The organism is Chryseobacterium caseinilyticum (assembly GCF_014837145.1).
Taxonomy (GTDB): Bacteria; Bacteroidota; Bacteroidia; order Flavobacteriales; family Weeksellaceae; genus Chryseobacterium; species Chryseobacterium caseinilyticum.
Map to the genome: position 1 here is coordinate 415,356 of NZ_JACYFS010000002.1, position 15,213 is coordinate 430,568.

A 15,213-nucleotide genomic window follows, 5' to 3' on the forward strand; every position below is an offset into this window, starting at 1 on the left:
ACTTCATTGTTTTATTTTCCAACTCTCTGCTGTAAATGCTGCGGATAACGCTCTCCAACAATTTCAATCTGAGTTAAAGACTCTCTGATTTTAGCCAAATCATCTGACGTTAATTCAACAGCGGTTGAGCCCACATTTTCCTGGAGACGGTGAAGCTTCGTAGTTCCCGGAATCGGAGCGATGAAAGGCTTCTGAGCCAACAACCACGATAAAGCAATCTGTGCTGGCGTGGCTTCATTTTCAATGGCAATTCTTTTCAGTAAATCCACCAAAGTCTGATTGGCTTTTCTGTTTTCCTCAGAAAATCTCGGAATTGTATTTCTGAAATCATCTTTTGCAAACCGAGTGTTTTCGTTGATAGCTCCCGTCAGAAAACCTTTTCCCAGCGGACTGAACGGTACAAAACCAATTTCCAACTCTTCCAGCAATGGTAGAATTTCTTTCTCCACATCAGGGAAAAACATTGAATATTCGCTTTGCAGAGCCGTTACAGGTAAAACTGCGTGTGCTTTTCTGATACTTTCAGCGCCAGCCTCGCTCATTCCAAAATATTTTACTTTCCCTTCTGCTATTAAATCTTTTACCGTCCCGGCTACGTCCTCCATCGGAACATTCGGATCAACTCTGTGCTGATACAGCAAATCGATAACATCAGTCTGAAGATATTTCAATGAATTTTCAACTACCGTTCTGATGCGTTCCGGACGGCTGTCAACACCCTTCGAAGCATCGCCATCCTGAAAACCGAATTTTGTTGCAATAATAACTTTATCTCTGAAAGATTTTACGGCTTTGCCTAACAATATTTCATTTCCACCCTGACTGTATGCCTCAGCCGTATCAAAAAATGTTACGCCTAAATCGTAAGCATTCTGAATTAATTTGACGGCTTCATTTTCATCTGTTGCAGGTCCGTAACCAAAGGTTAATCCCATACATCCTAATCCTAATTCGGAAACTTCTAAGCCCTGTGTTCCTACTATTCTTGTTTTCATATTTTTTAAATTAATTTTGATTATTCTTCTGATATTTAAGTTATTATCCTTTCAAAAATTCAAAATTCATTACTCCTGTTATGATAGCGGAACTCTCAAGCCTGTGATTTCTCCAAAATATCTTTCTCATATTATATACGAAACACATTGTGTGATGCAAAAGAAATTTTTAGTGAATGATCGTTTTTGATTTTACAAATGTCTGATGAATTGATTGGTGTTCTGTTATACAGATTACTGCTTCTTCTACCATTATTACTGATGTTCGCTCTCTGCGTAAGGGATAGAAACGGCATCCTTTTTTGTTTTTCTGCGCTGGCTCCTGAAAGGCTCAGCCTAAAATTGCTTTGGCAAAAACAAAAAAGATATAGAGGATAGCCCGACCCGCTTGCATCTTATGGGTTTGTGCGCCGGAGGATGCAAAGGGATACGCCCGAATGATACAGATTACGGATTTTCTTACCATTTTTACTGATTTGGACGGTTAACTGTAAATCATTGATTTCTATTGTCTAATTTTGTTTTATAAAATCAAAAAAGATGTCCAGAGTTGCCAACTTCAATACCATAAATGATTATAATCAATTTAATAATAACGAAACCCTGCATCCGTTGGTTAGTGTAGTTGATTTGTCTAAATCTGATCCAAGGGCCGCGCATAAAATGACTTTCAATGTTTACTGTGTGGTGCTGAAACAGACCAAATGCGGCGATTTACGATATGGGAATAATACTTATGATTATCAGGACGGAACTTTGGTGTTTTTTGCTCCCGGACAGGTGGTTGAAGTGTTGAGCGATGAGGTTTACCAGCCCACAGGATTTGCTTTGGCTTTTCATCCGGACCTTCTTCTGAATACGCCATTGGGAAGGAGAATGCAGGATTTTGGTTTCTTTTCGTATCACACCAGTGAGGCACTGCATCTTTCAGATAAAGAGAAAAAACTGGTAATGGAGTGTTTTGAAAAAGTAGCCTACGAACTGCAGCAATCTATTGACAAACACAGCAAAATGCTGATCACATCCAATATCGAACTCTTCCTGAATTACTGCATCCGGTTTTACGACAGACAGTTTATTACGAGAGACAACGCCAACAAAGGAATTCTGGAAAAATTTGAAGAGCTGATGAATGACTATTTTTCTTCAGATAAACCTCAGAATATTGGTTTGCCGTCAGTTTCCTGGTGCGCAGATGAGCTGAATCTTTCTGCGAATTATTTTGGTGATCTGATTAAAAAGGAAACCGGAAAAACAGCGCAGGAATTTATACAGACGAAGGTAATTGATGTTGCAAAAGAGAAGATTTTTGATGCTGATAAATCGATCAGTCAGGTCGCTTATGATTTAGGTTTTAAATATCCACAGCATTTTACAAGGCTTTTTAAGCAGAAAGTAGGGGTGAGCCCTAATGAATACAGGAGTTTGAATTGATCTTAAGTTTAATTTAAATGAAAAGATTAATGAAATTCTAAAACGCACTTTCTATCCAATTCAACTTATTTAAAAGATCATATTTTGAAACCTCTTTCTTTACTGGAAGAGGTTTTTGTTTTTGATTAGAATCACAGATGATAACTTAAATAAAAATCATTTTTAATCGCTCATCACAGAAAAAGGAAATAAATTCAGTATATTTAGAAAAAGTTTTAAATGTTTCCAACCTCATTTCAATTTTCTGCATCTGTTAAGGTATAAAGCCACACTATGGAACACAAACTACTGATAGAATGCCAGCGGAACGACCGCAACGCCCAGCGGAAGGTCTACGAGAAAATGGCTGGAAAGCTGTACTCGGTCTGCAAACGTTATCTGAAAAACGATGAAGATATCGAAGAAGTATTGGCCGACACGTTCTACAAAATTTTCACAAAACTGAATCAACTGCAAAATCATGAAATTTTCGAAGCCTGGGCAAAGAAAATTGCCGTGAATGAGTGTTTACAGAAATTGAGAAGCATGAAAGCGCTTGAAATTTCTTTAGATGAAGAGTTTGTAGAGTCAAAGGAAGCACCTACAGACAGTATCTCGTTTGAAAAAGATATTCTGAAGCTGTTGAATTTTCTTCCTGAAGGTTGCAGAGCCATTTTCAATCTTTTTGCGATCGAAGGTTATCCTCACAAAGAAATCGCTACCATGCTTTCCATCAGCGAAGGTACTTCAAAATCTCAACTGAATTTTGCGAGAAAAAAACTGCAGGAACTTCTGGTTAATCACAACATTTAAAATTTTTTACAATGGAAAACAATCACGATATAGATAAAAAATTCAACGAGGCTTCTCAATCTTCAGAAGAACCGGCAACTTTTCCGGGGTTTGATAAAGTTTGGGCGAAAGTTGAAGAAAAGTTAGATAAAAAAGAGGATAAAAAACGGACTGTTCCTGTTTGGTTTCCTTATGGAATCGCGGCGAGCTTGATTATTGGTTTGGGAGCTTTCTATTTTATTGATAGAAATGAAAATTCTCATATTGATAAACCTGCAATTGCTACAAATACTGTTGTACCTGAAATACAATCAAACGTAAAGACCACCGACAGCCTGATTAAATCTAATTTAGAAAAAGAATTGAGCTCGCAGTCAGAAATTCAGAAACCTGAAGTTGTAGCGTACGACGCTGTTTTGCCTCCTCCAATTCCTGTTCTCGACCCTCCTGCATTACCGCGTCATCATTCTGATCCTGCATATCAAGTGATACCTGAGGCACCTGTTTATGCGAATGTTATAACTGAATCTGAAAGTAAGCCAAAGGATATTAGAGAAGTAATTGTAACGGGAGCATTAGGACTTAAGAAAAGACAGGATGTGATTGTCAGTTCTAATGCTATTGTTGATAATTCTTACATCAGTCAAAGTACTAATCCCAATACGTATATTGCATTATCTGGAAAAGCAACGGGAATCACAATCAATTCCTCAGGTAAAAGGAAAATGAGCAAAAGCGATTCGAATAACACTTTAAATCCTCAAGTCAATCAAATTGCAGGAAACCAGAAAGGCTATTTCGACAGTACACCTTACAACAATAATGTTTTAAATTCCCTTCGTGGAACTGTAGGTGGTTTAAAAATTAATTCCGGATTTAATCAAAATATTACCATTCGGGGAGCAGGAACTTTGTCAGGAGCAAATCAGCCAATATATGTGGTAAATGGTGTAGTACAAACTGGAAATATTTTAGGTAAAATCGATCCCAAAAGTATTGAAAGCGTTCAAATTTTAAAAGACGCTTCTGCAACAGCTCTGTACGGAAGCCGTGCCGCCAATGGAGTGGTAGTGGTGACCACCAAAAAACTTTCAAGAAAAGAGAGAAAGGCATTTAAAAAACTGCAGAAAGTTCAGGACAGCATCAACAGGGCAAGACAGATTCACCAACAGAATTCTGAAGAGTATGATGCTTTTGTAGAAAATCCCTTTGAACTGACAAAAAATCAGTCTGTTTCAACATTTTCAATTGATGTGGATAAGGCTGCGTATTCCAACATCCGGAGAATGATCAACAATGGTGAAGTTGTGAACAGAAATGCTGTTCGAATCGAGGAAATGATTAATTATTTTAAGTATAATTATCCACAGCCAAAAAACAGTCAGCCATTTTCAATCAACACTGAATACAACGATTCACCTTGGAATTCTCAGCATAAATTATTGAAAATAGGTCTTCAAGGTAAAGATTTACCGATGGAAAAACTACCGAATTCAAATTTCGTCTTTCTGATTGATGTTTCAGGTTCGATGAATGCTGCGAATAAATTGCCTTTATTAAAATCATCTTTCAAAGTGCTTCTGGATCAGTTAAGACCGACCGACAAAGTAGGAATTGTAGTGTACGCCGGAAGTGCCGGAATGGTTTTACCACCGACTTCAGCCAAAGAAAAAAATAAAATCATCGAAGCTTTGGATCAACTCGAAGCAGGTGGAAGTACAGCAGGCGGTGCTGGAATTGAACTGGCGTACAAACTCGCTCAGGAAAATTTCATCAAAGGCGGAAACAACCGTGTGATCATCGCAACAGACGGAGATTTCAACGTGGGAACTTCTTCAACAGGCGACCTGCAGACCCTGATTGAGGAAAAAAGAAAATCCGGCGTCTTTCTGACCTGCTTAGGTTTTGGAATGGGAAATTTTAAAGACAACCGCATGGAAACTTTAGCTAATAAAGGCAACGGAAACTACGCTTACATCGATAATCTACAGGAAGACAATAAGTTTCTTGGGAAAGAATTTGCCGGAACTCTATACGCAATTGCGAAAGATGTAAAAATTCAGATCGAGTTTAATCCGAAATATGTAAAATCCTACCGTCTGATTGGTTATGAAAACCGAAAACTGAAGAATGAAGATTTTTCAAATGATAAAATCGATGCCGGAGAACTGGGAAGCGGTCACACGGTAACGGCTTTGTACGAAATTATTCCGGCTGATGTGAAATCTGAATTTTTACCGAAAGAATCTGACTTAAAATATACTAAAAACACAAATGATGGAAATTTCAGTGATGAACTGGCAACCGTGAAATTCAGATATAAAAAACCTGATGGCGATACAAGTTCGGAAATTGTACAGATAGTGAAAAATTCAAATGAAAATCTATCTTCTGCGAGTGATGATTTCAAATTTGCTTCTGCTGTAGCTTGGTTTGGTTTGGTTTTGAGAAATTCAGATTTAATTAAAAATAAAGATTTGAAGGAGGTTGAAAAGCTGGGAAAAAAGGGCAGAGGAAACGATGAGGATGGCTACAGAGCGGAGTATGTGAGACTCGTGGAAACATACAGGAATTCAAATAAATAAATTGAAGCATAAAAAAGAAATTTCTTCGGAGATTTCTTTTTTTTCTCTATTTTTAGACATATTATTCGTGATGAAAAAAATCTATCTGTTTCTGCCTTTATTTGCAGCTCAGCTGATGTTTGCTCAGAATTCACAGCAGTATTATTCCGGAATATTTTTAGATAAAGACAAAAAACCAAAAGCCTTTATTAAAGTTTTTAATAAAAATACAGGCATTTATGAGGAAACTGATGAAGAGGGTTTTGCCATTATTCAGGCGCAGAAGTACGATACTCTTGTCTGGAACAACGGTAAAAATATTCAGGTTGTGTATGGAGTTCAGGAATTAAAATATATTCTCGAAAACCGTATTCCGAAGAAATCTGTGTCAGCCATCAGATCAAAAGATTATGACAGCCTTATTGTAAAACCCAGGTCAGATGAATACAGCATTTCAAAGCCGGATTATTATCTTTCAAAAAACTCAGATTCTTATTTTGTTAAAATCCGAAAACTGAAGCAGAAGAATGGCGATACTTTAAAAATAAAAAAGCAGGAGCAGAACAAACTGATTATCAACGGAAGTTTCAATACTTCATTTGAGGTCAGAAACCGAAATGCAATTCCACAAACCCAGAACAGATACGTGCAGGGAAGATCTCAGAGCGGAAATCTTATCTGGCGCGGTCCCGAGACCAACGAAATTTTCAGTTATGGCCCGGATATTTCAACATTAGCCTACAATTTTCAGCCCTACGATTACGATATTAATGGTCAGCTGGTTCCGCTTTTGTCAGGAATGCCTTCTGCAAAACCGTATAACAATTCACTTTTCTCAACCACCGTAGGCTTTCACAATCAGCTGCAGATTAATGCTTTCATAAAATCAGAAGATTACAATGAAAAGGTTCGGTTCTCAATGGACTTTGGACAGCATAAAAATCAAACCTATTTTATCAGTCAGTACGACATCAACAATACTTTTAAAGCAAAAGTGAATGCAAATGTTTTGAAATTTAAAGTTCAGGCATTATTTGATTTTGATGAAACAAAGGCGACGAATACAAACAGAATTGCGCTTTTCAACCGTGCCTATCAGGAATCTCTGCTCACGCCAATTTCGTTTTCCAATAATCAGGGAAGCTTTCTTGCCAATGGCCAGCAAAGAACTTACAGTCAGTTGGGTGATAATCCGGAATTTCTTTTTGTTCAGAATAATAAATATAATTTTCTTTCAAATCAGAGAAAGTACAGTTTCAATCTCTCAAGAAGGTGGGACGATTTTACATTTGAAATCAATCAATCCTACGAAAATATTTTTTTTAGAAATATAGATATTTATAAATCATCTACAAATGGTTTTCCAAACGGATTGATCAACGAAAGACAACAGAATAACGGTTTGTATAATGCGAGTATTTTGGTAGGATATACTTTAGATCCAAACGATTTTACACACGTTTTCAGATTCAATTCTATTTTTAATGACAGGCAGACAGATATTTCACATCATTTACAAAATTTAAAGTACAACTATCAACGCACTTCTCAGGACTACATTTTCAATTACGATCTGCAGTATAATGATTCCGGCTTTGTTGCCGGTCTCAATCTCGGAAACTCATTCTACATTTCAAATACCTCTAAAAATAATAAATATTGGCTTCCAAAAGCATCGGCATTCATCGATTTCAAAGATGTTTTCGCTTGGAGTGGCACTAATCTCAAAATTCTCGGTGCATACACTCAGATGAGTTCAGAGCCAGATATTACCCGTTCGTTTTCCTCTTATGCAACTACTTTAGTGACTGCACAAAACAGCTTTCAATATTTACCTTTGCAAGAAGCAGAGTCATTCAAAAACCTGTCTACAATAGATTTTGCAGAATCTAAAGTTGGCTTTAGTTTTAATTATCGGCAAAAAGTATCCTTCGGGGTAGATTATTTTCAAAAAAAGATTATTAATGATATCTTTCCTGTTTTTGACAACAGCAAAATTTCACTCAAAAATCTCGCAGACCATACATACAAAGGCTTAGAGCTGAATGCATCTTACAGAAATTTAAGGATAGGGCAGAATTTCATGTTTTCTAACAAGGCTTCATTTTACAAATATCGGGATGTAGTTGATAAGGTTGTATCTGGATACAATAATCTTGCTTTGTCAGGTTTTCAGGATGTTTACAAAACTTTGTCCGAAGATCAGGTTTTGGGTGCTGTTGTCGGAAATTATTATGAAACGAATAATGCCGGACAAACCATTATCGATGATTTCGGATTTCCGGTAGCATCAAACAGTAAAAAAATAATTGCAGATCCTACGCCGGATTTTGTGATGAAATTTACCCATACTTTCAACTATAAAATGTTTACCCTCGACGTCAACTGGGAATGGAAAAAAGGCGGACAACTGTGGAACGGAACTCAGGCGGTGCTCGACTATTACGGGCGTTCCAAGACCTCGGGCGATGACAGAAATCTAAAAAATTATGTTTTTTCAGGAGTTCACGCAAATGGAAATGTTAATCAAATTCCCGTTGATTTCTACGATCCAAATCTGTCCGTTTTTGAAAACCGCTGGACGCGCTACGGCTTTACAGGCGTTGCAGAAAGTTATGTGCAGAATGCCGATTATGTGAGAATCAATTCAGTTTCGCTGGGAGCAAAATTTGATGTCGGGAATTTCAGACGAAGTCTGGGAGTTTCTCTTTTTGTGAATAACATAATGCTTTGGCAGGCCAATTCCGGTGCGGATCCGAGTCAGAATTTCTACGATCTCGACAGCGGTCGCGGACTGGATTTCTTTAATCTTCCGTCTTACAAAAGTTTCGGATGTATGGTTTCATTTCAATTTTAAATTATGAAAAGCAGATTTACACTTTATATATCGCTTCTGATCTTCATTTTAATGAGCTTCAGTTTAAAAGCCCAGCAGAAATTCAGCGATTTCAAAAAAGAAAAAACGTACATCCAGACCAATCATGTTTTTTACAAACCTGGTGAGGAAATGTATTTTAAAATTTATGTCGTTCAGGCAGAAAATCAGCTTCCTGCAGATCAGTCGAAGGTGGTGAATTTTGAATTGTTGGATCCCAGCGGAACCGTTGTCAAAAAAGACAAATACGCAATAACAAACGGTCACGCGGAAGGATATTTTTATTTTGGAAATGATATGAAAGGCGGCATCTACAAACTCAGAGCTTTTACCGATTGGATGCAGAATGAAACTGGAAAAAATGTATTTGAAAAAGAAATTACACTCCAGAAAATTGTCTCGCCAAGAATTTTAATAAAACTTGATTTTCCTAAAAAAGGCTATGGTGCAGGCGATGAGGTTTTAGCAGATTTCTCAATGCGAAGTCTAAGCAATCTTCCAATTCCTTTTTATGAAGCCAATTTTACGGTAATGCATCAGGGTGAAAAAATAAATGAAGGGACTTTTATTACTGATAAAGAAGGAAAATATTTGCTGAAATTTAAGCTTCCGGCAGTTTTAAAATCTTCTGATGCTCTGTTAAATATTAAGATCGATTTTGATGGTTTCACAGAATCAATTTCAAGAAATATTCCTATTGTTTTGAATAATCTTGATTTGAAATTTATGCCTGAAGGCGGAACTTTCATTAATGGAATTGAACAGAATATCGCATTCAAAGTTTTAGATGAATTTGAAAAACCTGTAGATGCAGTTTTGGGAATTTATAATCAGAATCACCAGAAACTGACAGAAGTTTCAGCCTATAATTTTGGAATGGGAAGTTTTTATTTAAATCCAAAAAATGATGAAACGTATTATGCAAAGGTTTTAAAACCGGAAAATATCAATCAAATTTATCCATTACCGACAGCGAAAAATGATGGAATTGTTTTAAATCTTAAAAAAGAAAATCAGATCATCAGTTTAAAAATTAATTCAACTTCAGAAAGAAACGTTGTAATATCCGGAAACTTTCGTGAGAAAGAGATTTATTCTAAAAATTTAAGTTTGAAAAAAGGTTTAAATCAAATTGAAATTTCAGAAAAGGAACTTCCGATTGGAATATGCAGATTTACGGTTTCAGAAAATAATCTTCCGCTTGCCGAAAGAATAGTTTTCGTTAATGAAAACAGGCAGATGAAGGTGAAAGTTACGCCTGTAAAGAAAAACTATTTGCCGAGAGAAAAAGCTGTTGTCAATATTGAAACGACAGACGAAAATAATCAACCTATTCCTGCAAACCTTGCTGTAAGCGTTGTTGATGACAAATTATGGACGTATGCTGACGATAAACAGAATCACATTCAGTCATGGCTTTTATTGGATTCCGAACTGAAAGGTAAAATTGAAAGACCTCAGTTCTATTTTGATAGAAAAGAAGAAAAAGCAACAAAAAGTTTAGAGCTGGTGATGCTGACGAATGGATACAGATATTTTGAAATGATTCCTGAAGTCGAAAAAACCGGCAAGTACAAATACCTACCCGAAAAGAGAAACCCGATTTACGGAATCGTTGAAGATGAGAATAAGAAGCCAGTCGCCGCCGAAGTTTATCTATACAGCGGAAATTCTCTGAAAAAACAAATCACCTCAGACAATGGATTGTTTTACTACTCAGACCTTAATGCCGGAGAGGGAAACAGAGTGATTGCAAAGGCCTTGCAGCCAAAAAAAGAGGTCAAAATCAGACTTCTTTCTTACAAACTTCAGATTAATCCTTTGGAAAAACAAAATCTTAAAAATATTGATGTTGAAGATGTTATAAAAGAGGCTGAAATAAAGGAAAAATCTCAAAATATTAATCAGGGAATTGAAAGTTTAATTAAAAGTAATCCATCAGTCAATTCAAGATCTGATACTTTATCAACTGATAAGTATGTTGGAGAAGTGGTTGTGACGGGGGCGATGAATAGAAAATCAGATTTAACCTCCGCTGTAAAGACTATTTACAGTACTGAAATCAGTGATAATAATATAATCTCATCCTTAGCAGGTAAAGTTCCGGGTTTGGAGATTATGCCTACTAATAGTGGTTCAGGAACTTATGATATTAAGATAAGAGGATCCAGAACACTTACGGGAGGCACCAGTCCACTTGTAGTTATAGATGGAGTAATTTCTACTTCGGCTATTCTTAAGCAATTGCCACCAAGTATTATTGAGTCTGTTACCACCTTGCTTGGGTTGCAGGGGTCTGCTTTATTTGGTTCACAAGGTGCAAACGGAGCAATCATTGTGACTTCGAAAAGTAATAGGAGTGGAAAAATTAGTTTTGACATTAGTCCAAAATCTCATTTTTTCATTCTTCATATTCCATCTGACAGCCTCACAAATTACGCCTACAGCCGTAATTTTGCCTATCCTGAATACAAAACAACCAGCACAACCTACCGCCACGATTATCGTGAGGCTTTATACTGGAATCCCATCTTAGAAACCGACAAAAATGGAAAAGCTCAGATAGAATTTTATCAGTCTGATGCCAATTCAGCGTTCAGAATTATGACTGAAGGAATTTCCGCAAAAGGTTTGATTGGAAGAGATGAAACCACATATGCTGCACAAAGTCTGATTTCAATCGATGCCAAAATTCCGCAATATCTGACCAGAACAGATCAAATGACAATTCCGGTGGTGATTAAAAATAATTCAGCTGAAACAAGAAACTTAAAACTGAATGTCATCGTTCCAAATCATATTAAACTGATGAGAGCTGACAGTTTGATTACGTTGAAACCTTTGGAATCGGGAAGACTGTTCGTCACCATGCAGACCGATAAACTCATCAGTTCAAATATTCAGTTTGCTGTAAAATCAGGAGATTTCAGAGAAACCATGATTTTACCATTGAAAGTTGAAGAGAAAGGATTTCCACATTATTTTTCGATCATCAACAATAAAAACGAAACCTACAAAATTGATGTTCCGGAATATGTGAACGGAAGTTTTATGTCTTCATATTATGTGTATCAAAATTCGGCTTTGCAGATGTTTGAAGATCTGGAAAGACTTAAAAGAGAACCTCACGGCTGTTTTGAGCAACTTTCATCAACTGTCTATCCGAATATTTTCATTCTCGATTATTTAAAAGCGACAAAAAAAATTGATGCAAATACAGAATCTACGGTCATCAGAAATCTGAAAAAAGGCTATCAGAAAATGCTGTCGTACAAAAATAAGGATGGTGGCTTCTCCTATTTTGGCTCTACTGAATCTGATGTTGCTTTATCAGCTTTCGCTCTGCTGGAATTCAGAGATTTAAAGAAATATGTGAATGTTGATGCGAAATTAACTCAGAATCTTACCTCATTTATTTTGTCTAAAAAAGGTGCAAACGGACTCTTCGAAGTTAGAAAAGAATATGAAAGAAAGACTGCTTACTCCGAATATTCATGGTCACGAAATATGTATGTTCTGTATGCCTTGTCAAAACTCGGTTTTAAAAACGAGTTGCTTCAGAACTACGACTACAGCTTAAAGAGAGTTTTGGCAACCAAAGATTCCTATCAGCTGGCGCTGATGGCAAATACAGCAAAAAATTTAGAGAAAAATGAAGATTATAATACTTTACTCAATATCTTAAATCAGCAATACGAATCGAAAAATGTGAAGTCCCAGACCACATTTACAGGATCCGGAGGGATTTCTGCCAATGCAGAAACGCTTTCTCTGTACATGATGGCACTGCAAAAAAATGAAAAGACAAATCAACTGAAAATTGCTGAAGCCGCAGATGAATTAATTAATTTTAATGGTTATTACGGTTTTGGCTCTACGCAGGCAACTGCTTTAGCTCTAGAATCGCTCTCCGTTTTCTTTGCGAAAAATGAAAAATTATTTGGAACCGAAAGACCGACTATTACAGTAAATGGTGCTGTTGTTTCAGACAAAAATATCAGTTTTTCATCTGCTTTCAGAAAAGGTGAAAATGATTTGAAGGTGGGATATTCGAGTAAAAAAGGTCTGCCTTTTAAATTAGATTATCAATACTACACTTTAGAACCTCCAAAAAGTGAAAATATTCCGGTAACACTTGAAGCAAAACTGAAATCTGAAATTTCAAAAGTAGGAGAGACCAACCGGATGACGGTAACTGTAAAAAATAAAATCAACGGAGATTTACCGATGACGACAGCAAAAATCGGAATTCCTGCAGGTCTGACTTTACAAAATGCTCTGCTGAAAGATATGGTCGATAAAAAGCAGGTTTCTTATTATGAAATTTTCGATAATTATCTGGTTCTGTACTGGGAACACTTTGATGCGAATGAAACGAAAACTGTCAATTTAGATTTAAAAGTAGAATTTGCGGGAGAATATACAGGGAAAGCAAGTAATGTGTATCTTTATTACATGCCTGAAGCTAAGTTTTGGAATGAGGGAATTAGGGCGAAGATTGAACCTTAAATAAAAAAAATATTTAAAATACTGAAACCTTTTTCAGTTTGTGCATCTATAAATAAGAGGAAAATTATAACACTATGAAAAAAATAAATATTATCATTTTAAGTTTGATGATTTTACAAGGCTGTAAAACAGCAAATACATCAGATACAAAGCCACTGAGTGTAAGAAAAGATAAAGATCAGGATAATGTTCCTAATAAAGTTGATCAATGTCCCGAAATTGCTGGTCCTGCTGAAAATAACGGCTGCCCATGGCCAGATACTGACGGTGATGGAATTGTCGATAAAGATGATGCCTGTCCTACGGTTGCGGGACCGGCAGAGAATAACGGTTGTCCGTGGCCTGATACAGATGGTGATGGTATTTTAGATAAAGATGATGCCTGTCCCACAGTTCCCGGAATGCCTGAATATAATGGCTGCCCGAAACCAAAAGCAAACGTTGCTTATGAGATTGAAAGTTCACTAGAAAATGTTGCGGTCACTGGAGCACAGAATAAGCGTAGTAAGCTCTCAAAACCTGTAAAACAACCAAAATCTGCTACAGATAAAAAAGTTTATGGAAAGAAAATAACAACTATTAAAGGCAAAAAAGGAACTCATCTAATCAGTAATACAGATGAAGAATACAATTCCTTGGTTGAAAATCCTTTTGAACTAGCTAAAAATCAGTCGGTTTCTACATTTTCAATTGATGTTGATAATGCATCTTATTCTAATATCCGAAGAATGATCAACTACGGAAGCAAAGTCGATAAAGATGCCGTGAGAGTAGAAGAAATGATGAATTATTTTAAGTATGATTATCCACAACCCAAAAGTAAAAAACCATTTTCGATCAATACAGAATACAGCGATTCGCCATGGAATCCCAATCATAGATTACTAAAAATCGGCCTTCAGGGAAAAAATATTGCGATGGAAAATTTACCAAATTCCAATATTATTTTTTTGATTGATGTTTCAGGATCGATGAGTGACGAAAATAAACTTCCTCTTTTAAAATCTTCATTTAAATTTCTATTAGATCAGCTGAGACCTCAGGATAAAGTGGGAATTGTAGTTTATGCAGGAAGTGCAGGTACAGTTTTAGAACCAACTTCGGCAGCAGAAAAAGAAACTATTTTGAAAGCTTTGGATCAACTTCAAGCAGGTGGAAGTACAGCAGGAGGGGCGGGAATTGAATTGGCTTATAAACTGGCTCAGGAAAATTTCATCAAAGGAGGAAATAATCGTGTTGTTTTGGCAACAGACGGCGATTTTAATGTCGGAATTTCATCTGAAAAAGGGCTTGAAACTTTAATCGAGGAAAAAAGAAAAACCGGAATTTTCCTCACCTGTCTCGGTTACGGTATGGGAAATTATAAAGACAACAGACTTGAAACTTTAGCTGATAAAGGAAATGGAAATTATGCCTACATCGACAATCTACAGGAAGCCAATAAGTTCCTGGGAAGGGAATTCGCAGGAAGTATGTACACAATTGCAAAAGATGTAAAGATTCAGATCGAATTTAACCCAAAATTTGTAAAGTCTTATCGGTTAATTGGTTATGAAAACAGGAAATTAAGAAATGAAGATTTTACAGATGATAAAATTGATGCTGGAGAATTGGGTAGTGGTCATACGGTAACGGCTTTGTATGAAATAATTCCGGTAAATGTAAACTCTGCATTCGCTCCGAAAGAAAATAAACTAAAATATTCTTCGACAGTAAATAATCAAAATTTTGCTGAAGAATTGGCGACCGTAAAATTCAGATACAAAAAACCAGACGGTGATGTAAGTACAGAAATCATAGAAGTAGTTAAAAACTCACCCGAATTATTGGAGCAATCAAGTCCGGACTATAAATTTGCCTCCGCTGTTGCTTGGTTCGGATTGGTGTTAAGAGAATCAAAACTGATTAAAGAAAGGGATTTAAATAAAATTGAAGATCTTGCAAAAGAAGGAAAAAATAAAGACGAAGAAGGCTTCAGGTCAGAGTTCATAAGACTTGTTCAAAGTTATAAAGCAATTCAAAAATAGAGATATAAAACAGACATTTACACAGATGTCTGTTTTTG

The 15,213-nt window shown here is 36.3% G+C and carries 7 protein-coding genes; 6 read left to right on the forward strand and 1 reads right to left on the reverse strand.

The features are described from left to right. Positions 1-11: 11 nt before the first annotated feature. Complete coding sequence (locus tag IC610_RS09935) at positions 12-995, reverse strand: aldo/keto reductase (RefSeq protein ID WP_191736712.1); 984 nt, start codon at positions 993-995, stop codon at positions 12-14. 540 nt (positions 996-1,535) lie between these two features. On the opposite strand from IC610_RS09935, the gene IC610_RS09940 reads away from it, so the two are divergent. The 6 genes from IC610_RS09940 (at position 1,536) to IC610_RS09965 (ending at position 15,175) form a co-directional block, all read left to right on the forward strand. Then, entirely contained in the window at positions 1,536-2,429 is an 894-nt protein-coding gene (locus IC610_RS09940; RefSeq protein ID WP_191736713.1) for a helix-turn-helix domain-containing protein, read from the forward strand. A 273-nt stretch (positions 2,430-2,702) separates the two neighbouring features. Then, positions 2,703-3,221 (forward strand): RNA polymerase sigma factor, encoded by a 519-nt coding sequence (locus IC610_RS09945; protein WP_191736714.1) that lies wholly within the window; start codon positions 2,703-2,705, stop codon positions 3,219-3,221. Between the two features lie 11 nt (positions 3,222-3,232). Beyond that, on the forward strand, positions 3,233-5,785 hold the full coding sequence (locus IC610_RS09950) for a vWA domain-containing protein (RefSeq protein WP_191736715.1): 2,553 nt from the start codon (positions 3,233-3,235) through the stop codon (positions 5,783-5,785). A gap of 70 nt (positions 5,786-5,855) precedes the next feature. Continuing rightward, positions 5,856-8,621: a TonB-dependent receptor gene (locus tag IC610_RS09955; protein WP_191736716.1), complete on the forward strand. Its 2,766-nt coding sequence runs from the start codon at positions 5,856-5,858 to the stop codon at positions 8,619-8,621. Between the two features lie 3 nt (positions 8,622-8,624). Continuing rightward, on the forward strand, positions 8,625-13,148 hold the full coding sequence (locus IC610_RS09960; RefSeq protein ID WP_191736717.1) for an alpha-2-macroglobulin family protein: 4,524 nt from the start codon (positions 8,625-8,627) through the stop codon (positions 13,146-13,148). Positions 13,149-13,222: 74 nt separating this feature from the next. Beyond that, entirely contained in the window at positions 13,223-15,175 is a 1,953-nt protein-coding gene (locus IC610_RS09965; RefSeq protein ID WP_191736718.1) for a YfbK domain-containing protein, read from the forward strand. The last annotated feature ends 38 nt before the right edge of the window (positions 15,176-15,213 follow it).

Coding starts and splice junctions, on each gene's coding strand:
- IC610_RS09935 (WP_191736712.1), bottom strand. CDS start 995: ATGAAAACAAGAATAGTAGGAACACAGGGCTTAGAAGTTTCCGAATTA.
- IC610_RS09940 (WP_191736713.1), top strand. CDS start 1,536: ATGTCCAGAGTTGCCAACTTCAATACCATAAATGATTATAATCAATTT.
- IC610_RS09945 (WP_191736714.1), top strand. CDS start 2,703: ATGGAACACAAACTACTGATAGAATGCCAGCGGAACGACCGCAACGCC.
- IC610_RS09950 (WP_191736715.1), top strand. CDS start 3,233: ATGGAAAACAATCACGATATAGATAAAAAATTCAACGAGGCTTCTCAA.
- IC610_RS09955 (WP_191736716.1), top strand. CDS start 5,856: ATGAAAAAAATCTATCTGTTTCTGCCTTTATTTGCAGCTCAGCTGATG.
- IC610_RS09960 (WP_191736717.1), top strand. CDS start 8,625: ATGAAAAGCAGATTTACACTTTATATATCGCTTCTGATCTTCATTTTA.
- IC610_RS09965 (WP_191736718.1), top strand. CDS start 13,223: ATGAAAAAAATAAATATTATCATTTTAAGTTTGATGATTTTACAAGGC.